The organism is Aminobacter aminovorans (assembly GCF_900445235.1).
Lineage (GTDB): Bacteria > Pseudomonadota > Alphaproteobacteria > Rhizobiales > Rhizobiaceae > Aminobacter > Aminobacter aminovorans.
Map to the genome: position 1 here is coordinate 2881630 of NZ_UFSM01000001.1, position 23077 is coordinate 2904706.

Consider the following 23077-nt stretch of genomic DNA (forward strand, 5'->3'; position numbering starts at 1 on the left):
CCCGTGAGTGCAGCATGGGTGGCGTCGGTACAACAAAGTTGTACCCTTGGGGCAGGCAATGCTACCAAACCCCCGGAAATCCGCCGGAAATGCGCATAACATCACAGCGGCCAGAATGACCGAATACGAGAAAAAAAACAACGATTACAACAGGTTAATATTATCTGTTGCACCTATGATGGATTGGACGGACAGGCATTGCCGGTTCTTCCACCGCCAGCTGACGCGCAAGGCGCTGCTTTACACAGAGATGGTGGTGGCCGACGCCGTCATCCATGGCGCGCGGGAGCGGCTGCTTGGTTTTGATGCCTGCGAGCATCCGGTTGCCTTGCAGCTGGGCGGTTCCGATCCTGCCAAGCTGGCCGAGGCCGCGCGCATCGGCGAGGCATTCGGTTATGACGAGATCAATCTCAATGTCGGCTGTCCTTCGGATCGCGTCCAGTCCGGCACCTTCGGCGCTTGCCTGATGAAGACGCCTGATCTCGTCGCCGATGGGGTTGCGGCGATGAAGGACGCGGTGAAGATACCGGTCACGGTGAAATGCCGTATCGGCGTCGACGATCAGGATCCCGAGCCGGCGCTCGACGTGCTTGCCGATGGCGTCTTTGCCGCCGGTGCGGATGCGCTGTGGGTGCATGCGCGCAAGGCCTGGCTGGAAGGGCTGAGCCCCAAGGAAAACCGCGACATCCCGCCGCTCGACTATGGGCGCGTCTATCGCCTGAAGGCCCGCATGCCCGATCGGTTCATCGGCATCAATGGCGGTATCCTGACGCTCGAGGAAACGCGCGCGCATCTCCAACAGGTCGACGGCGTGATGCTTGGGCGTGCCGCCTATCACACGCCCGGTGTGTTGACCGGCGTGGACGCCATGCTGCAGGACGAGCCGGCGCAGGATTTCGACTTTGCCGAGCTGATCGAGGTCATGGCCGACTATGCCGGCAGGCATATCGCCGGCGGTGGCCGCCTGGGCCATGTCAGCCGCCACATGGTCGGGCTGTTCCATGGCCTCGCCGGCGCGCGGCGCTATCGCCAGATCCTGTCTACCGACGCCAACAAGCCGGGTGCCGGGCCGCAGGTCCTGCGCGACGCCTTCGCTGCGGTCGATCTCATGAGCCGCAGCGAAGCGGCATAGTCTCGACGGCGTTTGCCTAGTCCGCCGAGGGCAGGTTCAGGATCGCTTCGCTTTGTCCGGCCAGCCGGACCGCGCGATGACGCCGATTTTCGCCGCGGCGTGTCGCAGCGCCATGCAGCCCGTTGTTGCGATGGCCGCTCCGACATTGCCGGACGGGCTGGCCACGCCATTTGGTTTGTGTGATCATTTGGCGGGGGGCATGTTCGAGGAGGGGCGTTTTTCATGTGCCGATTGCCGGGCGGAGCTATGGCGCGTGAAGGCTTTGCGTGATGGAAACGCCGCAACTGCCGGCCTTGCGATCTTACCACTCCTGGATCGCCAACGAGACGCTGGAGGATTATTCGCTCCGATACGCGGCCCGGTCGTTTCGCCGTTGGTCGCCATTCGTCATTGCCAACACGGCACTCGGCGGCATTTCATTTCTCGCCCTTGAGGCCATCGGCGGCGCGATCACGCTGAGCTACGGCTTCGCCAACGCCTTTCCGGCGATCCTGGTGACCTGCCTGTTCGTTTTCGTGACGAGCCTGCCGATCGCCTATTATTCCAGCCGCCACAACATCGACATGGACCTGCTGACGCGCGGCGCGGGCTTTGGCTATATCGGCTCGACGATCACCTCGCTGATCTACGCGACATTCACCTTCATCTTTTTTGCCCTCGAAGGCGTGATCATGGCGCAGGCGCTCCACCTGTTCGCCGATGTGCCGCTGGTGCTGGGTTATGTCATCTCCTCGGTGGTCATCATCCCCATCACCTTCATGGGCGTGACGCTGATCAGCAAGCTGCAGCTGCTGTCGCAGCCGATCTGGATCGCCATCCATCTGGCACCCTTCGCCTACATCCTGTTTGCCCATCCCGACACGCTGAACGAGTGGGCGGCTTTCGTCGGCAGCGACGTGGTCGGCGAGGGGTTCAACTTCCTGGCCTTCGGCTCGGCCATTGGCGTTCTGTGCGCGCTGTCGATCCAGATCGGCGAACAGGTCGACTATCTGCGCTTCCTGCCCGACAAGACGCGTGAGAACCGTTTCCGCTGGTGGGCGGCGGTGATTGCCGCAGGGCCGGGCTGGATCGTCGTCGGCGGCTTCAAGATCCTGTGCGGCAGCCTGCTCGCGGTGCTCGCCATTCAGGCCGGGCTGTCGCGCTCCACGGCGCTCGAACCCATCCACATGTACATCATCGCCTATGAATATGTCAGCGCCGACCCGCGCGTCGTGCTCGCCCTGGCCGCTGTTTTCGTGCTGATCTCGCAGGTCAAGATCAACGTCACCAATGCCTATGCCGGTTCGCTGGCCTGGTCCAATTTCTTCTCGCGCGTCACGCATTACCACCCCGGCCGGGTCGTCTGGCTGGTGTTCAACATCCTGATCTCGCTGCTTCTGATGCTGCTCGGCATCTTCCAGACGCTGGAACTGGTGCTGGCGGTCTATTCGATCATCGCCGCTGCCTGGATCGGCTCGATCTTCGCCGATCTCGCCATCCTCAAGCCGATCGGGGTCAGCCCGGCATTCCCCGAGTTCAAGCGCGCTTATCTCTACAATTTCAACCCCGTGGGCTGCGGTTCGATGGCGCTGGCGTCGTTCGTTGCCTTGCTATGCTTTTCCGGCATTTTCGGCGTCATGGTGCAGGCGTATGCCGCGCCGATCGCCTTTGTCACGGCACTCGGCTCCGCTGTGGCCATCGGTATCGCCACCAAGGGACGGTATTATCTGGCGCGCCAGCCCGTCGACTTGCCGGCGGCCACGTCGGATGCCAATCTTTGCGCCATCTGCGGCGTGACCTATGAAGGCTCCGACATGGTGCATTGCACCTTCTACGAGCAGCCGATCTGCTCGCTGTGCTGCAGCCTGGATTCGCATTGCCACGATGTCTGCAAGTCGCCGGGAGGCGAGCTGCAGACGTCGCGCTCGCGCTATTTCGGGCAGGCGCTGCCGCATATTCGCGACAAGATCGCCCCGCGCATGGGCCAGCGCCTGCTCAAGGTGGCGGGTGTGCTGTTTGCGCTCGCGGTGATATCGGGCGGCGTGTTTCTGCTGACTTATCGCCTGATCGAGCCCGGGTCGGAGCAGCCGCATCTGGCAAGCGGCCAGCTGCTTCTCAGGGTCTTTCTCGCGCTGCTGCCGCTGCTCGGTATCGGCGCTTGGTGGATCGTGCTGTCGCAGGAGAGCAGGGAACTTGCCGAGCGCGATCTTGTCGCCTCGCTGGAAAAGCTGCGGCAGACGCAGCGAGACCTGGCGAGCAACGAGCGCCTCGCCGCCATCGGCCAGATCACGGCGACCGTCAGCCACGAACTGCGCAATCCGCTTGGTACGTTGGTGACGTCGGCCGACGTGTTGCGCCGCTCGCTGAAGAGCGCCGAGGCACCGGTTCTCTCGGAATTGGAACGGCTGCAGCGAAACGCCTGGCGCTGCGTGCGGATCATCGAAGACCTGCTCGATTTTTCGCGCAAGCACGCCCTGGTCGTCACGCCGATCCTGATCGACCGATGGGTGGCCCAGCATGTCGCCGAACAGGAGGCTGCGCGACCGATACAGCTGGAACTTGCCGCGGGATGCAGGATATCGGCCGACGGCGAGCGGTTGCGGCAGGCCTTTTCCAACGTCCTGGCCAATGCGCTGCAGGCCTGCGAGATGGCGGATGACGCGGCAATCGTCGTCTCGACCCGCTGTGAGGGCAACAACGCCATCATCTGCGTTGCCGACAATGGGACCGGCATGTCGCGCGAGACAGCGGCGCGGGTGTTCGAGCCGCTGTTTAGCACCAAGGCGTTCGGCGTCGGATTGGGCATGCCGCTGGTCAAGCGCATCGTAGAGCAGCATGGCGGCTCGGTGCTGATCGACAGCGAGCAGGGCGCCGGCACGCGCGTCTCGATCGTATTGCCGCGCGCGGGCGCTGGTTCGTCATGACCGACCAGACCGATCTGCAGACCGATTTCATCGGCGACGACGTCATTCCGCATGCAGCCGAGCCGACCGAGAAGAAGCGCGTCCTCATCGTCGACGACGACGAGGATTTTGCCGCAAGCCTAGCCGGATTGCTCGAGCTCGAAGGCTATCATCGCGCATGATCCGCCGTCAGCCCAGCGCGCCTTGGCCTTGCACCTGCCGGCGGTGGCCCTTGTCGACGTGCGGTTGGGCGTCGGCAACGGGGTCGAACTGGTCAGGGCGTTTCGCCAGCAAAGCCCCGATCTCATCTGCCTGATGGTCACAGCCTATGCCTCGGTCGAGACGGCGGTGGAGGCGTTGCAGGCCGGCGCCTACGACTATCTGTGCAAGCCGTTCCACAGTGCCGATCTGTTGGCGACGCTGGAGCGATGCTTCGAGCGCACGCGCCTGATGGAGGAAAAGCGCCTGGTCGCCGAGCGGCTCGGCCAGATGCAGCGCATCGAGGCGATGGGACAGCTGACCGGCGGCATCGCGCACGACTTCAACAACATCCTGGCCGTCCTGCTCGGCAATCTGCGCTGGCTGCAGGAGCATGTGCGGACCGAGCCTCAGCTGGCGCAGATGGTCGACGATGCGCTGGAGGCGGTGAAGGCAGGGACGGAGCTAACCTCGCGCCTGCTCAATTTCGGCCGCCGCGAGGGCGGTGACACGGCCCGTGTCGATCTGGGTGAGGCGCTGCCCGACCTGATGCGTGTCTTGCGTCGCACGCTGGACGACAAGATCGGGTTGTCGCTGGAACTGGCGGACGATCTGCATGAGGTCGAGGTTCAGCCGGCACAATTGGAAACCAGCCTGCTCAACCTCGCGCTCAACGCGCGCGATGCAATGTCGGATGGCGGCCTGCTTCGGTTCGAAGCCTGCAATTTTGTCGTCCGGCCCGATGACGCCCGCGTCGCCTCGGGTCTGTTGCCCGGTCAGTATGTCGTCATTTCGGTCATCGACACCGGCCACGGCATGCCGGTGGCGGTGCGTCGCCGGGCGCTGGAACCGCTGTTCACCACCAAGGCAGCGGGAAAGGGCAGTGGCCTCGGCCTGCCGATGGTCGATGGCTTCGTCCGCCAGTCGGGCGGGCGCCTGGGCATCTCCAGCACGCCGGACGAGGGCACCCGGATCAATCTCTATCTGCCGCGGGCAGTTCAGTCCCTGCCCTGAGGGGCGAACATGTAGCCGACGCCGCGAATGGTCTTGATGAATTGGGTGTCGCGCGCATTGTCCCGCAACTTGCGGCGTATCTTGCCGATCAGCACGTCGATGCTGCGGTCATAGGGCGTCCAGTTGCGGTTGGCGACGATGTCGAGGATCTGCTCGCGCGACAGGATGCGGCCGCGCCGTTCGACCAGCGCCGACAGGATCTGGAACTCCTGGCTGGTGAGCCGCACATTCTCGCCGTTCGGCGACGACAGCTTGTAGCGTGCGGGATCGAGCTGCCAGCCATCGAAACAGACGGCGGCCGAGCGATCCACTTCTGCCTGCTCGGGCAGGTTGATGCGCTTGGCAAAACGCCGCATCACCGTGCGCACCCGCGCCAGGAGTTCGCGCGGTTCGAAAGGCTTGGTGATGTAGTCGTCGGCCCCGAGTTCGAGGCAGACGACCTTGTCGATCGTGCTGTTCTTGCCCGACAGCACGATCAGCGGCAGGTCGTATTGCGAGCGCATGCTGCGCGCCAGCGTTACGCCGTCCTCGCCGACGGGAAAGCCAAGGTCGAGGATGACGAGATCGAAGGCCTCGTCGGCCAGCGCACGCCGCATCGAACGCCCGTCATGGGCGCTGACGATGGCGTAACTTTCGCTGGTCAGGAATTTTTCCAGAAAGCTGCACAGCCGACGATCGTCATCGACAATGAGAATGCGTGATCTTGGCTCGGCAACTGACATGGCAGCTACGATAATCGCAATTCATGGGCCCGGTCGAGAAGGGAAGATGGCCATTGGTCGCGGTCGGCGCCGCCGACCCGCGGGTGCGGGCAGATCGACATCCTTCCTGCGCGGGAATGTCTGTCTAATACACTGAAAATTCTAGCTGAAATTGATGGGTCGCCTTGCGCGGCCCATGCCTGCTGCCATCCGTTTGGTTACAAAAAATTACAATACGGCCCGCTTTCCGATGCATGGCGATTACATGCCGCTCCTAGCTTGGCGACGCACGGTGATGCCGGGCGGCGTCGCGCTGCCCGGCGCAGCAACGGGGACGGCGCGCAAGCCACCCTCCTGCACGCCGGCAATGAGGAGGAACAGCCGCATGCCACAGACAGTATTCTCAGTCGATCTGAACAAGGCGCCCGAAGATCATGCCATCAAGACGCATAATCGATGGCATCCTGATATTCCGATGGTCGATCACCTCAAGCCCGGACACACCTACCGGGTGGAATGCCACGACTGGACGGGAGGCCAGATCGGCAACAACAACAGCGCCAATGACGTCCGCGACGTCGACCTGACGCGCGTCCACTATCTCAGTGGCCCGTTCGGCGTCGACGGCGCCGAACCCGGCGACCTGCTGGTTGTCGACATTCTTGATCTTGGCGCCAAGCCCGATTCGGAATGGGGCTTCAACGGCCTGTTCGCCAAGGAAAACGGCGGTGGCTTCCTGACCGAGCATTATCCGGAGGCAAGCAAGTCCTGCTGGGATTTCCACGGCATCTATACGACGTCGCGCCACATTCCTGGCGTGCGCTACCCCGGCATCATCCATCCCGGACTGATCGGCTGCCTGCCTGACCACAAGCTGCTTGCCGAAGCCAACCGGCGTGAAGCCGAACTGGTGGCGACCGACCCCGGCCGCGTGCCGCCGCTGGCGGCCCTGCCATATGCCGACACGGCGCTGATGGGCCAGATGAAGGGCGATGCAGCCAGGAAGGCCGCGGCCGAAGCCTGGCGCACGGTTCCGCCGCGCGAACATGGCGGCAACTGCGACATCAAGAACCTGTCGCGCGGTTCGAAGGTCTACTTTCCTGTCTATGTGAAGGGCGGCGGGCTCTCGATGGGCGACATCCATTTCTCGCAGGGCGACGGCGAGATCACCTTCTGCGGCGCCATCGAAATGGCTGGCTGGGTCGACATCAGCGTCGACGTCATCAAGGGCGGCATGGCGAAATACGGCGTCATCAACCCGATCTTCAAGCCAAGCCCGATCGATCCGCACTTCGACGACTACCTCATCTTCGAGGGCATCTCGGTCGATGAGCATACCGGCGAGCAATATTACCTCGACGCTCACGTCGCCTATCGCCGGGCCTGCCTGAATGCCATCGAATACCTCAAGAAGTTCGGCTATTCCGGCGAGCAGGCCTACATGATCCTCGGCACCGCGCCGGTCGAGGGGCGCATCGCCGGCATCGTCGACATCCCCAATGTCTGCGCCACCCTGGCCATTCCTACGGCGATCTTCGACTTCGACATCAATCCCAATGCGCTCGGGCCCAAGAAGCAGGACTTCAAGGCCGACGTCGCCAAGACGAGCTGATCAGGCTGCGCAACAACAATGAAGCGACGGTCAGGCCGGACCTGGCCGGCGCTCTCCTGGGAGGGATTCATGCTGCTTGGATTTGCTTTGCTTTATGTCGGGGCCGTCCTTTTTCTGAACGGACTTTGGCTTCTCGGAAAGATCGAAGACCGGGAAATCGTCGTCATCAACGTGGTCTCGGGTGTCGTCACGCTGTGCGCGTCGCTCGCCTGGGCGTTCGGACCCGCTGCCGATACTGCCTCGATCAGGGGGGCGGCGCTGACGATCCTGTTTTCGGCGACCTATTTTTGGGTGGCTTACAACAGGGTGGTGAAGGTCGACGGGCGCGGCCTCGGCTGGTTCAGCCTGTTCGTCGCCATCACCACCATCCCGGTCGCGGTACAAGGACTTTCCACCGCCCAGACGTCGACCGATTTCTGGCTCGCGTCCAACTGGGTGATCTGGGGCGTGCTGTGGTTCCTGTATTTCCTGCTGCTGGCGCTGCAGCGGCCGATCCTGCGGCTGACGGCGGTGGTCACGCTGCTTGCCGGCATCGTCACCGGCTGGCTGCCGGGCTTCCTGCTGCTCGACGGCAAGCTCTGACGCCGGCTTTTCCGGCCAGGCGTTGGCGCGCTTGGCCGCTTGCGGGCGGGCGAGGGCTGTTTTGCCCGCCATATCGTTTCAATGGATGCTTTCTGGAGGCTGGTCATGCCGCTCTACAATTATGTTTGCGACGATTGCGGACCGTTTGAAGAATGGGTGCCGATGCAGGACGCGCTTCGGGCGTGCGCCTGTCCGCAATGCGAGGAGCAAAGCAAGCGCGACGTGGCCGCACCACGCCTGAGCCTGATGAACGGCAAGTTGCGCCGCGCATTGGCCCGGTCGGAGGCCAGCGGCACCGAACCAAAAGTGGTGAAGAAGGCGCATCTTGCCGGTTGTGGCTGCGCCTTGTGCAAGATCGGCAACAAGCCTGTGCCGACACGCAAGAAATGGTCGATCGGCCACTAGAGCCCTAGTCGCGCAGGATCATCCTGTCGCCGCGCACGTCGAAGCCCGACAACGAGCCGATGAAGTTCATGCCGAGCAGGCTCTGCTCGAGCCCCTGGTCGGCAACGAGCATCGGCAGGTTCCTGCGTTCGATGGTGCCGAGCTGGACGCTCGCCGCCGTGACCCGTGCCGCATGCGCAATGCCGTTGGCAGTCGAGACCGGCACGGTGAAGCTCAGGCTTTCGAGATCGAAGCCGGCGCGGCGGGCATCGGCCACGGTCAGGACGGTGGTTGTGGCGCCCGTGTCGACCATGACATCGATGGTCTGGCCGTTGACTTGCATCCGCGCGCCGAAATGTCCGTTGGTCAGTTTGTCCAGGGTGACGGTCGCGCGGCCATCGCCATCCAGCGCCGACATCGGGCTTCCCGGCACGAGGCCGGCGGTGACACGGCTGGCGACGTCCTGCAGTTCGTATCGGTACTGATAGCCGGCGACAAACACCAGAACGATCACCACCCACATTGCCAGGCTGCGCACCGTGTCACCGAAGCGCGTGCCACGGCGCAGGACGCCGGCGCCGATGACCAGCAACAGCGCGCCGGCGTAGATCAACTGGCCGAAGCTGTCATTGTTGAGGCCGAGCGTTTCGCCCGACGAATGGTTGAGCAGCAAGAGCAACAGCCCGCCGCCGAGCACGGCAATGACGACCCAGTAAAGCCGGCTCATCTCTGTCTGGTATCCTCAGCTGGACGCATTTTCTCGGGCCATCCGCGCGCGGCGCGTTTCGCGGCGCGGCTTGCGCTCGATGGTCTCGAGGCGGGCGGGCAAGGTGGCCATGACGGCGCGGCGCGCCTCCGGCGTCATCTTGTACCAGGCGCCAACCTCGTCGCGGGTACGGCCGCAACCGAAGCAATAGCCCGTCGCATCGTCGATCGAGCACAGCATGATGCAAGGGGTTTCTATTGCCGTCATCGTGGCGTCCATGGGGCCTCGCACCGATGTTTAACACCGGCCCGCCACAGATGATGTAGCCTGCGCGTCATTGCAAGCGCTATCCCGCGACGTCACGTCTCGCCGCCTGGATGCGATCTCGCGATTGTTTTCGATCGTCGAGGCGGCTATGCCGCGCATGACCATGACGAACGGCAGGCAGCACCCATGACCAGCGCTTCCCCCTTTGACGATTTCCGCAACCTGTTTGCGCATCTGCCCGAGGGCGATGTCGCCCAGGCCGGCAAGGTCTGGGCGCTGTTTGCCAAGACAGACAAGCCGAAAGGCTCGCTTGGCCGCATCGAGGACATCGCGGCCTGGCTGGCGCGCTGGACGGGCCGCGCGCCACCCTCGGTGCTCAAGCCGATGGTCGCGATCTTCGCCGGCAATCACGGTGTCGCCGCACAGGGCGTGTCGCCGCGGGCGATGGAAGCGACGGCCCAGCGCGTCGAGCTGTGCGCTGCCGGCGGTGCTGCGATCAACCAGATCTGCCTTGCCAACGATCTCGGGCTGAAGGTACTCGATCTGGCGCTGCACCTGCCGACATCGGACATCACCGTCGAGCCGGCGCTGGACGAACGCGGCTGCGCCGCCACCATGGCTTTCGGCATGGAGGCGATTGCCGGCGGCAGCGATCTGTTCTGCATCGGCGACCTCGGCGTTGCCAACACGACGGTTGCCGCGGCCCTTTGCGCGGCACTGTTCGGCGGCAAGGGCGCCGACTGGGTCGGGCCGGGTTCCGGGGCCGATGCCGCCATGCAGGCGCGCAAAGCCGAAATGGTCGACCGCGCGCTGGCGCTGCATGGCCCTCACATCAAGGACCCGTTCGACGCTTTGCGTCGGGTCGGCGGGCGTGAATTCGCGGCCATCGCCGGTGCCATCCTTGCGGCGCGCATGGAAAAGATTCCGGTGCTGCTCGACGGCTTCGCCACGACCGCTGCAGCCGCCGTGCTTTTCGCCGTCGACCGGACGGCGCTCGACCATTGCATGTTTTCGCATGTCTCGACCGAGCCGGGCCATGCCCGCCTGCTGGCCAAGCTCGGCGCGCGGCCCTTGCTCGGGCTTGGCATCGACCATGGCGAGGCGGTTGGTGCGGGGCTTGCCGCAGGCTTGGTCAGGACGGCGGCGCAGATCAGCTCGGGAATGGCAGCGGCTATCCGGTGATATCGCGCATTTCCGCGTTTCTTCGAACAGCGGAACCGCTCCAGCTTCTTGTTTCCGCGCGATTCCCCAGGGGAAACAGCTTCACGCTTTTCTCTGATTTGCCCTATTTTGCATTGCGCAATTCCTAGGGAAAACCGCGTCGCACCTTCCTTGGAGTTGCTTAGCGGCGGCCGGCGGTGCTGCGCGCCAGCGAAGGCAGGTCGTCGATGACCCGGGCCGGCGGGAAGACCGCGATGGCCTCGGTGCCTTCGCGCAGCTTCGAGCGCAATTCGAACTCACCGCCATGCAGCGCAAGCAGGCCCTGGACGATGGGCAGGCCAAGGCCGGTTCCCTGTTCGGCGCTCTTGATGGCGATCGAGCCCTGGCCGAACGCCGAAAGCACGACGGGGATCTCGTCGGCGGGAATGCCCGGGCCCTTGTCCTTGACCGAGATGTACTGACCGCCGCCGGCGGTCCAGCCGACACGGACGCGGATTTCGCTGCCCGTCGGCGAGAATTTGATGGCGTTGGACAGAAGATTGAGCGTGATCTGTCGGATGGCGCGTTCGTCGCCGAGCAGGCGCGGCAGCGTCGGCTCGAACTGCTCGACGATCTTGAGATCCTTGTTGCGTGCCTTGAGCTCCATCATGTGGCAGCAATCCTCGACCACCTGGAGCAACATCAGCGGCTCTTCGTTGAGCTGATAGCGGCCGGCCTCGATGCGCGACAGGTCGAGGATCTCGTTGATGAGGTCGAGCAGGTGCTGGCCCGACTGGTGGATGTCGCGGGAATATTCGCGATAGGTCGGGCTGTTGATCGGGCCGAGCACTTCGCTGGCCATCACTTCCGAGAAGCCGAGGATGGCATTGAGTGGCGTGCGCAACTCATGGCTCATCGTGGCCAGGAATCGCGACTTGGCGAGATTGGCGTCTTCGGCGCGGCGGCGGGCCTCGTCCGACATCGATTTTGCCGTCTCCAGTTCGGCAATCAGCGCGTCCATTTCGGACCGTGCGGCCATCAGCAGCAGCGCTGACCGCTTCTTGATCCCGGCGACGAGCGAAAAGAAGGGCAAGGCAGCGACCAGCAGCGCGACCATGACGATGCCAAGCGGCTCGGACAGCTTGACGCCGAAGGCGGCATAGGCGGCGACGGGAACGACGAAAGTGGCGGCCAGCGCGCCGCGCAGCGACGACGCGACGATTGCGGTCGCGGCCATGGCGACGAGCAGGAAGACGCCTTTGACGACCGACAGCAGGCCGGGTTCGCAGGCCGCACAGGTCATGGCGGCGAGATAGGCCCAGGCGAGGCCGGTGACGAAATGGCCAATGAAGAAATTGCGCCGGATGGCCGACGGCGTCATCGCCGCAGGCGCTGCCTCGTCGGCGCGGCGGGCAAGCAAGGCCAACCCGACATAACCCATCATCGCGACCAGCGACCATTTGAGGATGGCATCGTCCGCGCCGAGCAAAAACCCGATGCCGGCGAAGATGACGACGAGCAGCGGCAGGGTTGCCGAATTGGCCCTGATCGAACGAGCGTGCAGCTTCAGCAGTTCGCGGTCGAAAGCCAGGCCGCCCGGCTGCTGGGCCAATTGATCGCGTGTCTTGCGCACAGCACGAGCGACATCGCTGTTGCGATGGCGTTTCCTGCGGTCCACAATGATCTTGTCCGCCGTGTTAGAGCGTTGCAACGGCATGTGATAATTCAGTTTTCGCGCGCGCTTATCTTCAAGTCTGCACGCTACGTCCGAATGATTAAGGGATTGTTTGCCATATGAGCCGTTCGTGGTCGGGCAGGCCGCGGCAGCGGTATTTCAGGCGTCCGCGCAGTCGTTGGCGCAAGATTCTCGACTATGCGCTGGCGTTTGCCGTGCTCGGGCTGCTGATCCTGGTTTCGGCGCGCCTCGACCGGGTGGAAACGCGCAGGACGGAAGGGGTCGCCGTCGTCAATGACGGTGATTCGATCACGCTCGGTGGCGAGCGTATCCGCCTGCGCGGCATCGATGCGCCGGAATATTCCCAGATTTGCCGGAAGGACGGCGCTGGCTATCCCTGTGGCCGCCGTTCGCGCGAGGCGCTCTCCAAACTTGTCAGTGGCCGCCAGGTGCGTTGCGCCGGCTGGGAGCGCGACCGTTACGGCCGCCTGCTTGGCGAATGCACGGCTGCCGGAACCGATCTCAACCGTTCGCAGGTGGAAGCCGGCTGGGCTGTTGCCTATGGTGGCTATGAAGCGGAGGAAGCCACAGCGCGGCTGGGCCGAAAGGGCCTGTGGGCCGGCGACTTCGACCGTCCGCGCGATTGGCGCAACATGCATGGCGACATGGTTGAAATCGAGCATGGCAGCTATGGGCGCATGCTCAACTGGCTGCGGGAAATCTTTCGGTTCTCGTAGCTTGCGGCTTATGCTTGCAGGATCAGTACAAGTCTGAGGAGGCAGAAATGAAGCTATTTGACGGGGGACGGGCGCCGAACCCCAGGCGCGTGCGCGTGTTCCTGGCCGAAAAAGGCATCGATGTGCCCCGGGTTTCCGTCGACATGGGAGCGATGGAACACAAGAAAGCTGATGTCTCCTCGCGCAATCCGCTGCAGCGACTGCCGGTGCTTGAACTCGACGACGGCACCATCCTCACCGAAACGGTCGCCATCTGCCGCTATTTCGAGGAGCTTCATCCGGAGCCGGCCTTGTTCGGCAGCAGTGCGCTCGGCAAGGCCAAGGTCGAGATGTGGCAAAGGCGGATCGAGCAGAACCTGTTCCAGCCGGTGGCCTTCGCCTTCCGCCATACCCATCCGGCGATGAAGGAGTGGGAAATCCCCCAGGTGCCCGAATGGGGGGAGGTCAACCGGCCGAAGGCCATCGAGTTCCTGGCCTTGCTCGACAAGGAACTCGCCGCGCGCGAATTCGCCGCCGGGGCCGACTATTCCATCGCTGACATAACCGGGTTGTGCGCCATCGACTTCATGAAGCCGGCGAAGATCGTGATGCCGGAGGCGTTTACCCATGTGCAGCGCTGGTATCGGGCGCTGGCGGCACGCCCGAGCGCTGCCGCCTGATCATGTCGGCCAAACTCGACAGCCTCGTCGCCGAGATCAAGGCTTGCCGCATCTGCGTCGAGCAGCCATTGGGCAAGCCCTTGCCGCATGAGCCACGGCCGGTGGTGGTGCCGTCTTCCACTGCGCGCATCCTCGTTGCCGGGCAGGCGCCGGGCACCAGGGTCCATCTGAGCGGAGCGCCTTTCACCGACGCATCTGGCGACCGCCTGCGCGATTGGCTGGGCGTGCCGTCGGAGACCTTCTATGATCCGGATGCCTTTGCCATCGTGCCGATGGGCTTTTGCTTCCCCGGCCAGGATGCCAAGGGCGGCGATCTGCCGCCGCGAAGGGAATGCGCAATGGCCTGGCGGGGCCGGCTGATGCAACTGATGCCGCAGATCGATCTCGTGCTGGCGATCGGCCAGTACGCGCAGCGCTGGCACATGGGCGCGGCGCGCGGGGCATCCTTGACCGACACCGTCGCCGACTGGCGGGCTGTCTGGGCGCGTTCGTCTTCGCCGCATGTGCTGCCTTTACCGCATCCGTCCTGGCGCAACACCGGCTGGATCAAGCGGAATCCCTGGTTCGAAATGGAATTGCTGCCTTTTCTTAAGGCGGAAATCCAACGTCGCCTTCCCTAGGCGGTATGGAATACGATACCGAATATACAGGGTGTTGGGAGAATTCCTTTCTTGTATGATGGCGCAAATGACAGGATTATGGCGAACCTTTTCTAACGGAGCCCAGATATGGACCGCCTTGACCGGAAAATCCTCCGCCTCCTCCAGGAGGACGCGACCTTGGCCGTGGCTGACGTCGCCAAGAAAGTCGGCTTGTCCACTACGCCGTGCTGGCGCCGTATCCAGAAGCTCGAAGAAGAGGGCGTCATCAAGCGCCGCGTGGCGCTGCTCGATCCGGAAAAGATCAATGCGCGGGTCACCGTGTTCGTGGCGATCCGCACGAATTCGCACAGCCATGAATGGCTGCGCCGCTTCTCAGAGGTGATCCAGGAGTTTCCGGAGGTCATCGAGTTCTACCGCATGAGCGGCGACGTCGACTATCTCCTGCGTGTCGTGGTCCCCGATATCGGCGCCTATGACGCCTTCTACAAGCGCCTGATCGCCAAGATCGAGATCCGTGACGTGTCGTCGTCTTTCGCCATGGAGCAGATCAAATACACGACCGAAATGCCGCTCGACTACATGATCCTCGACAAGGAGAGCGGCGCGTCGGCAGCCTGATCAGGCTTTCGCGCTCAGGCGTTCGACAATCCTGGGATCGGTGAGTTCGCGCACGGCGTCCTTGCCGATCCATTTCGCCGTCTTGTCTGTTGACGTCGCCAGTTTCTCCGCCAGCCGCAAGGCGGGTGCGTGGAGGGCAGGCGAGCGCTTGCCGGTCTGGCGTAGCGCCCAGTTTACGGCTTTCTTGACGAAGTTTCTGCTGTCACCCGCCTGTGCCTCGACAAGCCTGAGCCAGCCGAGGAAGGTCTCGTCCGGCTCCTTCTTGAGGTGCACCGCAGCGGTCGCGATCGTCGAGAAGGCCGCGCGGCGGACGAATTCGCGCTCGTCGGCGGCATAGGCCGGGATGATCTCGTGAGCCAGATTTGCAGCGCAGATGAGATGAGCTGCGTGATCGACGATCTCCCAGCTGTCGAACTGGGCGGCCATCGCGTCGATCTGGGCGCGCGTCACCTTTGTCGGCTCGTCGGTCGCTGCCGACAGGATGCGCGCTTCGCGAATGCCTGTCGCCCATAGGCCCAGAGCGCGGGCGTGATCGCGCTTGAGCAGGCGGGCGATGGGGTTGGTAACGGCGTTGGGGATGCCGAGTGCGCGGTCGGTGGCGATGCCGAATCGGGCCATGCCGGCTAGGTTCTCTTGCGAGGCCAGCGTGCGCAGATGCGCGATGATTTCATCGACAGTCGAAGCCGACGACAGCGCCATTGTGCCGCTCTATTTCTCGAGGCGGGCGAGCAGGGACGAGGTATCCCAGCGCTTGCCGCCCATGCCCTGCACGTCCTTGTAGAACTGGTCGACCAGGGCGGTCACCGGCAGCTTGGCGCCGTTGCGGTCGGCCTCTTCAAGGCAAATGCCGAGATCCTTGCGCATCCAGTCGACGGCGAAGCCGAAATCATACTTGCCGGCATTCATCGTCTTGTGGCGGTTTTCCATCTGCCAGGAGCCGGCGGCACCCTTGGAGATGACGTCGACGACCTTTTCGATGTCGAGGCCGGCCTTCTTGCCGAAATGGATGCCCTCGGCGAGGCCCTGGACGAGGCCGGCGATGCAGATCTGGTTGATCATCTTGGTTAGCTGGCCGGCGCCTGCAGGCCCCATCAGGCCAACCATGCGGGCAAAGGAACCGATGACAGGGCGGGCGCGCTCGAAGGGTTCCTGCTCGCCGCCGACCATGACGGTCAGGACGCCGTTTTCGGCGCCGGCCTGGCCGCCCGAGACCGGGGCGTCGAGAAAGTGGAAGCCGCCTGCCTTGGCGGCGGTGTCGAGCTCGCGTGCCACCTCGGCCGAGGCGGTGGTGTTGTCGACGAATATGGCGCCCTTCTTCATCGAGCCGAATGCGCCCCTGGCGCCGGTCGTGACTTCGCGCAGGTCGTCGTCATTGCCGACACAGGCAAAGACGAAGTCCTTGCCATCGGCGGCTTCGGCGGGCGTCGCGGCAAAGGCGCCGCCATGCTGGGCAGCCCATTTCTCGGCCTTCGCTGTGGTGCGGTTGTAGACGGTGACGTTGTGGCCGCCCTTGTTCTTGAGATGTCCGGCCATGGGATAGCCCATAACGCCTAGACCAAGGAACGCGACCGATGCCATGGCTCACCCTTTCGAAGTGCAAAATGCTCTGGTGTCCGTGGTCTATGCGATGGAACGGATTCGTCAAGCCGATGATGGTTGGACCAGCGCCCGAGACTAGCAGATGAGATCAGCGGTGCAGATGGCGGGTGATACGCCTTTCGATCCAGTCCACCAGATGGCGCAGGATTTCGACCAGCGACAGATAGAGCAGGGCGGCCCAAAGATAGGTCTGGAAGTCGAAGGTGCGCGAAAAGGCGCGGCGCGTCTCGCCCATCAGGTCATAGACCGTGATGATGGCCACGATGGCCGAGCCCTTGATCATCAGGATGATCTCGTTGCCATACGGCCTCAGCGCCACGATCAGGGCCTGCGGCAAGATGATCTTGTAGAGCGTCTGTAGCTTCGACAGGCCAAGGGCGGACGCCGCCTCCCACTGGCCCTTGCCGACGCTCTCGATCGCCCCGCGCATGATCTCGGCCTGATAGGCGGCGGTGTTGAGGGCAAAGGCGAAGACGGCGCAGTACCAGGCTTCACGGAAGAAACCCCACAGGCCGATGGCCTCGAGCTGTGGCCGGAACGAGCCGAAGCCGTAATAGATCAGGAAGGTCTGGGCGAGCAGCGGCGTGCCACGGAAGAAATAGACATAAGCGTAGGAAATCGCGTTCAGAACGCGGTTCTTCGACATGCGGGCATAACAGATCGGAACCGACAGGATGGCGCCGAGGACGATGGATATCGCCACCAGCGTCAGCGTGACATAGAGGCCTGACAGGTAGGACGGCGCATATTTGGCGAAAAGCTCCGGATTCCAGGCGCTGAACAGATAGGTGACCAGGCCGGCGCCGAGCAGGATCCAGAGACAGACAAGGACCCAGCCCAGGATGCGTTCACGCGACCATCCGCGCGGTGGCGCTGCGGGCCGTTGCACTTTCACAGTGGTTCCGTCGGTCGCGCTCATCGCTGTGCCGCCCGCTTGCCGACCCAGCGCTCGATGGCGCCGATGCCGAAGGAAGAGATGATGGCGAGCGCGAGATAGATGAGGCAGGCGACGCCGAAGAACATGAATGCCTGCTTGGTGACGCGCGCGGCAATGCTGCTCTGGCGCACGATGTCGGTCAGGCCGATGGCCGAAACCAGGGCCGTGTCCTTGAGCAGGATCAGCCACAGGTTGGAGAGACCGGGCAGGGCGATGCGGATGAGCTGCGGCAGGATCACCAGTCGCATCGTCTGGCGCGGCGACAGGCCGACGGAATAACCGCCTTCATACTGGCCACGCGGAATGGCGCGGAAGGCCGAGAGGAAAACCTCGCTGGCGTAGGACGAGAAGACGACGCCGAGAGCAACCATGCCGGCGACGAAGCTGTTGATCTCGACAACCGCCTCCGGCCGCACCAGCCGCACAGCCTGCTGGATGCCGATCTGGGCGCCGTAGAACACCAGAAACAGCGTCAGCAGTTCCGGCAGGCCGCGGAAGATGGTGGTGTAGATGTTGCCGGCGAGCCGCATCGAAGGTTCGCCGGACTGCTTGGCCAATGCGACCAGAAAGCCGATCAGCAGGCCCAGCGGCAATGTCACAAGGGCAAGCGAAACTGTGACGAGCACGCCACGCGCGAGATCGTCACCCCATCCGTCAGGCCCGAAACTCAGAAGCGTCCACACGCTTTGCATCGGTATGCTGCCCCCATTGGCCTCCCTTGGCGGGAGTGCCACCGTCTTTGTCGACGGCTTGTCATTGTGCTCATGTTAGCCAAACGGCGGGAACTTGTCCCGCCGCTTGTGCAGTTTTCACAGCATTGACGGCTCAGCTGCCGTAGGCGTCGAACTTGAAGTACTTGTCGTTGATTTCCTTGTACTTTCCGTTGGCGCGGATAGCATCGATGGCGGCAGAGAACTGATCCGCGAGCGCGTCGCCCTTGCGCACGCCGACGCCGGCGCCATCGCCGTGGATCTCGGGCATGTTCGGGATGGTGCCGACAATCTTGCAGCATGCGCCATCTGGCGTTTCCAGCCAGGCGCCCATCGTCACGGCGTCATCGCTGACCGCGTCGAGGCGGCCGTTGGCCATGTCGAGCTTGTATTCGTCAGCGGTCGGATAGGACTTGATCGTGCTGTCGGTGAAGACCTTCTCGGCGTAGTTGTAGTGAATGGTCGAGCCCTGGACGCCGATGGTCTTGCCGGCGAGGTCTTCCTTGGTCACGCCCTTGATGTCGCTGTCCTTGGCGGCGGCGATCACGGCTGGCGTGTTGATGTACTTCTTGGAGAAGTCGATCTTTTCCTTGCGCTCAGGCGTGATCGACATCTGGGCGATGATGGCGTCGAACTTGCCGGCCTGGAGCGCGGGGATCATGCCGTCCCATTCCTGGGCGACGATCTCGCACTTGACCTTCATCTCCTCGCAAAGCGCATTGGCGATGTCGACGTCGAAGCCGACGAGCTTACCGTCGGATGTCAGGTTATTGTAGGGAGGGTATGCGCCTTCGGTGGCGATCTTGATCGTCTTTTCCTGCGCCTGCGCCATACAGATGGTGAGCGCCAGGGCCGCGGTCGCAGCCAGGGCAATACGCTTGGAAATACCCATGATGTTCCTCTCTGTTCGCTTCGGCCGGTTCCCGTCCATGGCGGCCGTTGAGCGGATGAACTCCGCCGCTGGCGGCGATACTCCCACTGTTTTCAGTTAAAAATCAATCGCGAAAAGGGGATTTGCGAGCGGGCGATCGGGCAAGCGCGGTGACGCAGCGTCACTGCGCGGCGAGGCCGGTGCGCGCTTCGACGAAGTCGGCGATCACCGTGATGTCGTCGATGCCGAACACCGGAACCTGCTCGCCTTCGACCGGATGGTCGGCGGCGACGGCAACGATCGAAGGGTCGTTCGATGTCAATGGCGAGCGGTCCTTGGCCGCGAGCCGGCGTGCCTCGATCTTGAGATGGTGCTCGCGCTTGTAGCCTTCGACCAGCACCAGATCGCAAGGAGCGATTCTCTCGAGAACCTCGTCGAGCGTGGGCTCGGTTTCGTTGCGCAGCTCGTGCATCAACGCCCAGCGCCGCCCCGACACGATGGCGACTTCCGTGGCCCCAGCCTCGCGATGGCGAAAGCTGTCAGCGCCCGGCTTGTCTATGTCGAAATCGTGGTGGGCATGCTTGATGGTCGAGACCCTCCAGCCGCGTCTGACCAGTTCCGTCACCAGGCGTTCGGTCAAAGTCGTCTTGCCGGAGTTCTTCCAGCCGGTGATGCCGAAAACGCGATGCGTCATCAGTCTGCCTCGTCGATGATACGCGCAGCCTGGGCAAGGTCGTCGGGCGTGTTGATGTTGAAGAACGGGTCGACTTCAACGGAACCACGTTGCGTCACCGGAAAATCCACCACGTCGAGGCCTGCCTGCTCAAGAAAAGTCATCACTCTGCGGGTATCGCCGCTTTCCAGAAACCCTGCAAGCGCCTCGCGCAGCGAAACCGGCCACAGCGCAAATGTCGGGTGCACGCGCCTGTTCGAAGCGGCTGCAACGACGCGTCCGGCGACCGCGTGCGCGGCCAGTCGCTTGCCGAGATCTTCGGGGAAGAAGGGCGTGTCGCCGGCAACGCTGAGGATGTGCGTGATGTCCGGCTCGACTGCCGCCCACGCCATGCCGGCCAGGATTCCCGCCAGCGGTCCCTGATAACCTGCAATCGTGTCTCTGATGATGTCGACGCCGAAGCCGACGAAACCGGCGGGGTCGGCATTGGTGTTGATGGCGATCCGACCGACCTGCGGGCGCAGGCGATCGAGCACCAGGCCGGTCAGGGGACGGCCGGCAAGCGCCAGAAGCGTCTTGTCTGCGCCGCCCATCCGGCTGGAGCGGCCGCCGGCGAGGATCAACCCTGCAATCTGCTCCGCCATGCCTAGATCCCGTCGGGTGCCATCGAAGCGCTGGTGCTTTCGGCTGCCGGCCGGCCCTTGCCGACAACGCGTTCGCGATAGAGCGAATAGAGGCCGGAAGCAACGATGACGGCAGCACCCGTGATCATGGCCAGGTCGGGGATATCGCCGAAGACGAAGACGCTGAGCGAGAGCGCCCAGATCAGGGCGGTGTAGCGGAACGGCGCGATGAAGGAAATTTCGCCTTCGCGCATCGCCATGATGACGAACTGGTAGCCGAAAAGCACCAGCACCGCGGCGCCGGCAAGGAATGCGACAAGATTGACCGACATGGGCACCCAGCCGCCGAACGGCACGATGGTCAGCGCCCCGGTGACGGTGATGATGACAGTGGTGGTGGTCGAGACGAAAAGCGACGGGATGTGCCCAGGGATTTTGCGCGTTGCCAGATCGCGCACGGCGCAGAAGGCGACCGAAAGCAGGGCCAGCAGCGAAAACGCGTTGAAGCCTTCGAACCCCGGCCGGACGATGATCAGGACGCCGCCGAAACCGGAGGCGATGGCCAGCCAGCGGCGCCAGCCGACGGCCTCGCCGAGGAAAAGGGCTGCCCCCATGGTTACCGCCAAGGGCAGCGCCTGCAGCACGGCCGAGATATTGCCCAACGGTAGATGGGGCAGGGCGGCGAGGAAGCAAACCGTGCCGCCAACCTCGCCGACAAGGCGCAGGAACACCATCGGATGCCAGTAGTTCCGGTAGCCCTTCAAGGCACCCTGCTGCCAGGCGAGAAGGCTGATCAGCGTGGTGGCGAACAGCCCGCGCACCAGCATCAGCTGGCCCGGATTGATCGTCTGGGCGGCGAGCTTGCTGAGCGTGTCGTTGAAGGTAAAGGCTGCCATCGCGACGACCATGAAGGTGGCGCCGCGAATATTCGAGGAAAGTGGCACGTCGGCTTTCCGTTGCTGCTGTTGCTTACGGCTTTAGCACCGGTGCGTGAAACAGCAATGCCAATCGGATGGACCAGACATGTCGATTGGCCTCACGGGCCGTTGAGGCTCTCGGCGATGGCGCTCACCAACGGGTCGTATTTGGCCTTGGACGACACTGGGTATTTGAGCAGGAAGGCATGAATGACGCCGCCCCTGCCAAATTCGAGCCGGTGGTAGAATATGTCGTTGCCGTCGTGGCCCGACAGTACGATCCAGTCCTTGCCCAGCTTGCGGTAGGTGACCTCCACGCCCTCGGAACTCATGTCGGCAAGCTGCCTGGGCGTCTGCTCGAGCGCGTTGTTGGAACCGTAGATCGCGAGGCTCGCCCCATCCGACGCCAGGAATGTCATGCCGTCGCCGTTCTCGGGCGGTTCGGCCTTGCTGACGAAGATTTCATGCGGAAACGTCACCGACGTGCCGAAGCGGGCATTGGTGTAGATAAATGGCTTGGCAAGTGCAGGCGCGGCCAGCACCATCGCCAGCACCATTGCGGAGAACGTCCTGGCGAACCGGTAAGCCATGCCCATTACCTCACGAGGACGTTGTCGGGTGGCGACGATAGCTGCAACTTAGCCGCCTGTCACACTCATATGGCGCGAGACGGACGGGCGATTGGTGGCGGCGGTCGATGATGAAATCGTGGCCCATGGGCTTGCGCCCGATCGCCTCGTCAGTGGCATTGGACGAAAGCTCGTTGCCTTCGGAGGCGCGCAGCGGCGCCCTGAGGTCGGCCGCGTCGCGACGCTACCGCAACCGCTGCAGCGTGGTCTTCACCGCATCGCGATTGTCCTGCCTCATTCGCTCGACGACCGCCTCGAATCGCCCGTCTCCGAAGATCCGTTCGCGATAGGCCGCGTAGTCGGCGAGCACCGCGCGCACCGTGTCGGCGAGTTCGCCGTAGCGCGCCCACACCACGAACGGATGATACGCGATCGACTCGCGCAGCGGCACGTCTTCGCTGACGACGACGACACCGCACAGCAGCGCCGGCAATACGCGCAATTCCTCGAACGTGTGGTGCTGGCCGGTCTGATGCACGTTCACGAGCACGCGCGTGTCGCGGTACAGCCTGCACAACGGCGCGCCCGCGTAGACACCGCTGACATTGAGCAGCGACAGGCGCGCCGTGTGGGCCGCTTCAAGAAACGCCGCGCGGCGCGGTTGCGCGACGTCCCCAAACAGCGTGATCGCGTCGCGCCGCCGCGTGCCCGGGGTGACGTCGGTGTCATACAGCAGCGGCGCGAGCACGATCGTCTTGGCCAGATACGCGTCGAAGCCGCCGGCGCGACGCAGGTTTTCGACATTCGGCCGGCTGTAGTCGACGATCACGTCGGCCGATTCGACCACCGCGCGGTTCACAACGCGGGCGAGATAGTGCCCTTGGCCGTCCGGCAATGGCACGGCACCGGTCGGCGCGCCGTCGCTGTCGCGTCCGCCCGGCATGACCAGCGTGTGTTCCCACTGGACATCGATGCGCCGCGTGCGGTTCGCATTGCCGCAGTCGACCTCGGAGGCGCCGAACACGAGATTGACCGGCGCGTCGCGCACGGCCAGCGTTTCGCGGAACAATGCGACACAGTACAAATAGTACTCCCGCACGAACGCCGGATACTGCGGATCGTATGCAAGCCGCGCACGGCCGACGGTTTCGACGCGGCGCGCCGGCGCGCGCGGAAACACATGGCGCCACAGCGCTTGCAGCTTGCGTGCGACACGCTTCGCCGACGTCATTGCGGAGAACGTCGCGGCGAGCCGGTAAGCATGCTCAT

General features: G+C 63.6%; 26 protein-coding genes and 1 pseudogene. 12 read left to right on the forward strand and 15 right to left on the reverse strand.

Going from position 1 to position 23077, the window contains the following annotated elements; translation table 11 throughout:
* Positions 1-175: 175 nt before the first annotated feature.
* The 4 genes from dusA (at position 176) to DY201_RS14185 (ending at position 5226) form a co-directional block, all read left to right on the forward strand.
* Positions 176-1132: a tRNA dihydrouridine(20/20a) synthase DusA gene (gene dusA, locus DY201_RS14175; protein ID WP_425358729.1), complete on the forward strand. Its 957-nt coding sequence runs from the start codon at positions 176-178 to the stop codon at positions 1130-1132.
* Between the two features lie 269 nt (positions 1133-1401).
* Positions 1402-4035, forward strand: a complete 2634-nt coding sequence (locus DY201_RS14180) for an ATP-binding protein (protein ID WP_115731750.1) — start codon at positions 1402-1404, stop codon at positions 4033-4035.
* Positions 4032-4196 carry a hypothetical protein gene (locus DY201_RS29485; RefSeq protein WP_245431998.1) on the forward strand — a complete coding sequence of 55 codons (165 nt, stop codon included), beginning with the start codon at positions 4032-4034 and terminating at the stop codon, positions 4194-4196. The genes DY201_RS14180 and DY201_RS29485 overlap by 4 nt, the downstream gene beginning before the upstream one ends.
* A gap of 22 nt (positions 4197-4218) precedes the next feature.
* Entirely contained in the window at positions 4219-5226 is a 1008-nt protein-coding gene (locus tag DY201_RS14185) for an ATP-binding protein (RefSeq protein ID WP_245431999.1), read from the forward strand.
* Here DY201_RS14185 and DY201_RS14190 read toward each other — a convergent pair.
* Positions 5211-5948 carry a response regulator gene (locus DY201_RS14190; RefSeq protein ID WP_115731751.1) on the reverse strand — a complete coding sequence of 246 codons (738 nt, stop codon included), beginning with the start codon at positions 5946-5948 and terminating at the stop codon, positions 5211-5213. The two genes, DY201_RS14185 and DY201_RS14190, sit on opposite strands and share 16 nt — an antisense overlap.
* Before the next feature lie 364 nt (positions 5949-6312).
* Between DY201_RS14190 and fmdA the strand changes: the two genes are divergently transcribed.
* The 3 genes from fmdA (at position 6313) to DY201_RS14205 (ending at position 8526) form a co-directional block, all read left to right on the forward strand.
* A complete protein-coding gene (fmdA, locus tag DY201_RS14195; RefSeq protein ID WP_115731752.1) occupies positions 6313-7539 on the forward strand; it encodes a formamidase in 1227 nt (408 codons plus the stop codon).
* Positions 7540-7608: 69 nt separating this feature from the next.
* Complete coding sequence (locus tag DY201_RS14200; RefSeq protein ID WP_115731753.1) at positions 7609-8121, forward strand: AmiS/UreI family transporter; 513 nt, start codon at positions 7609-7611, stop codon at positions 8119-8121.
* Between the two features lie 105 nt (positions 8122-8226).
* A complete protein-coding gene (locus DY201_RS14205; protein ID WP_115733793.1) occupies positions 8227-8526 on the forward strand; it encodes an FmdB family zinc ribbon protein in 300 nt (99 codons plus the stop codon).
* A gap of 4 nt (positions 8527-8530) precedes the next feature.
* Here DY201_RS14205 and DY201_RS14210 read toward each other — a convergent pair whose 3' ends face one another.
* Both DY201_RS14210 and DY201_RS14215 read right to left on the reverse strand, forming a co-directional pair.
* Complete coding sequence (locus DY201_RS14210; RefSeq protein WP_115731754.1) at positions 8531-9232, reverse strand: TIGR02281 family clan AA aspartic protease; 702 nt, start codon at positions 9230-9232, stop codon at positions 8531-8533.
* A 15-nt stretch (positions 9233-9247) separates the two neighbouring features.
* Positions 9248-9478, reverse strand: coding sequence for a DUF1289 domain-containing protein (locus DY201_RS14215; protein ID WP_115733794.1), 231 nt, complete (start codon positions 9476-9478; stop codon positions 9248-9250).
* A gap of 186 nt (positions 9479-9664) precedes the next feature.
* Between DY201_RS14215 and DY201_RS14220 the strand changes: the two genes are divergently transcribed.
* Entirely contained in the window at positions 9665-10660 is a 996-nt protein-coding gene (locus tag DY201_RS14220) for a nicotinate-nucleotide--dimethylbenzimidazole phosphoribosyltransferase (RefSeq protein ID WP_115731755.1), read from the forward strand.
* A 160-nt stretch (positions 10661-10820) separates the two neighbouring features.
* Here the strand turns inward: DY201_RS14220 and DY201_RS14225 are convergent, their stop codons facing one another.
* On the reverse strand, positions 10821-12335 hold the full coding sequence (locus DY201_RS14225) for a sensor histidine kinase (protein ID WP_115731756.1): 1515 nt from the start codon (positions 12333-12335) through the stop codon (positions 10821-10823).
* A gap of 77 nt (positions 12336-12412) precedes the next feature.
* Between DY201_RS14225 and DY201_RS14230 the strand changes: the two genes are divergently transcribed.
* The 4 genes from DY201_RS14230 to DY201_RS14245 all read left to right on the forward strand — a co-directional run bounded on the left by DY201_RS14230 (position 12413) and on the right by DY201_RS14245 (position 14909).
* Entirely contained in the window at positions 12413-13030 is a 618-nt protein-coding gene (locus DY201_RS14230; RefSeq protein WP_115731757.1) for a thermonuclease family protein, read from the forward strand.
* 47 nt (positions 13031-13077) lie between these two features.
* Complete coding sequence (locus DY201_RS14235; protein ID WP_115733795.1) at positions 13078-13689, forward strand: glutathione S-transferase; 612 nt, start codon at positions 13078-13080, stop codon at positions 13687-13689.
* A 2-nt stretch (positions 13690-13691) separates the two neighbouring features.
* Positions 13692-14309: a uracil-DNA glycosylase family protein gene (locus DY201_RS14240; RefSeq protein WP_115731758.1), complete on the forward strand. Its 618-nt coding sequence runs from the start codon at positions 13692-13694 to the stop codon at positions 14307-14309.
* A 108-nt stretch (positions 14310-14417) separates the two neighbouring features.
* Positions 14418-14909 (forward strand): Lrp/AsnC family transcriptional regulator, encoded by a 492-nt coding sequence (locus tag DY201_RS14245; RefSeq protein ID WP_067961212.1) that lies wholly within the window; start codon positions 14418-14420, stop codon positions 14907-14909.
* Here DY201_RS14245 and DY201_RS14250 read toward each other — a convergent pair whose 3' ends face one another.
* The 11 genes and pseudogenes from DY201_RS14250 to DY201_RS14300 all read right to left on the reverse strand — a co-directional run bounded on the left by DY201_RS14250 (position 14910) and on the right by DY201_RS14300 (position 23039).
* Positions 14910-15608: a DNA alkylation repair protein gene (locus DY201_RS14250; RefSeq protein ID WP_115731759.1), complete on the reverse strand. Its 699-nt coding sequence runs from the start codon at positions 15606-15608 to the stop codon at positions 14910-14912.
* Positions 15609-15617: 9 nt separating this feature from the next.
* A complete protein-coding gene (locus tag DY201_RS14255; protein WP_115731760.1) occupies positions 15618-16487 on the reverse strand; it encodes an NAD(P)-dependent oxidoreductase in 870 nt (289 codons plus the stop codon).
* Positions 16488-16596: 109 nt separating this feature from the next.
* On the reverse strand, positions 16597-17427 hold the full coding sequence (locus DY201_RS14260) for an ABC transporter permease (protein ID WP_115731761.1): 831 nt from the start codon (positions 17425-17427) through the stop codon (positions 16597-16599).
* Positions 17424-18137 carry an ABC transporter permease gene (locus tag DY201_RS14265; RefSeq protein ID WP_115731762.1) on the reverse strand — a complete coding sequence of 238 codons (714 nt, stop codon included), beginning with the start codon at positions 18135-18137 and terminating at the stop codon, positions 17424-17426. Before DY201_RS14265 ends, DY201_RS14260 begins: the two co-directional genes overlap by 4 nt.
* Before the next feature lie 133 nt (positions 18138-18270).
* The gene (locus DY201_RS14270; protein WP_115731763.1) at positions 18271-19047 is read right to left on the reverse strand and encodes an ABC transporter substrate-binding protein; all 777 of its coding nucleotides are present in this window, start codon (positions 19045-19047) and stop codon (positions 18271-18273) included.
* 160 nt (positions 19048-19207) lie between these two features.
* Complete coding sequence (gene mobB / locus DY201_RS14275) at positions 19208-19720, reverse strand: molybdopterin-guanine dinucleotide biosynthesis protein B (protein WP_115731764.1); 513 nt, start codon at positions 19718-19720, stop codon at positions 19208-19210.
* Positions 19720-20343, reverse strand: coding sequence for a molybdenum cofactor guanylyltransferase MobA (mobA, locus tag DY201_RS14280; protein ID WP_115731765.1), 624 nt, complete (start codon positions 20341-20343; stop codon positions 19720-19722). Before mobA ends, mobB begins: the two co-directional genes overlap by 1 nt.
* Before the next feature lie 2 nt (positions 20344-20345).
* Positions 20346-21266 carry a DMT family transporter gene (locus DY201_RS14285; protein ID WP_165915875.1) on the reverse strand — a complete coding sequence of 307 codons (921 nt, stop codon included), beginning with the start codon at positions 21264-21266 and terminating at the stop codon, positions 20346-20348.
* A gap of 92 nt (positions 21267-21358) precedes the next feature.
* A complete protein-coding gene (locus DY201_RS14290; protein WP_131922293.1) occupies positions 21359-21829 on the reverse strand; it encodes a hypothetical protein in 471 nt (156 codons plus the stop codon).
* 48 nt (positions 21830-21877) lie between these two features.
* Positions 21878-22052: pseudogene (locus DY201_RS29490) on the reverse strand (GTP 3',8-cyclase MoaA); the annotation flags it as partial.
* Complete coding sequence (locus DY201_RS14300; RefSeq protein WP_115731768.1) at positions 22053-23039, reverse strand: hypothetical protein; 987 nt, start codon at positions 23037-23039, stop codon at positions 22053-22055.
* Between the last annotated feature and the right edge of the window lie 38 nt (positions 23040-23077).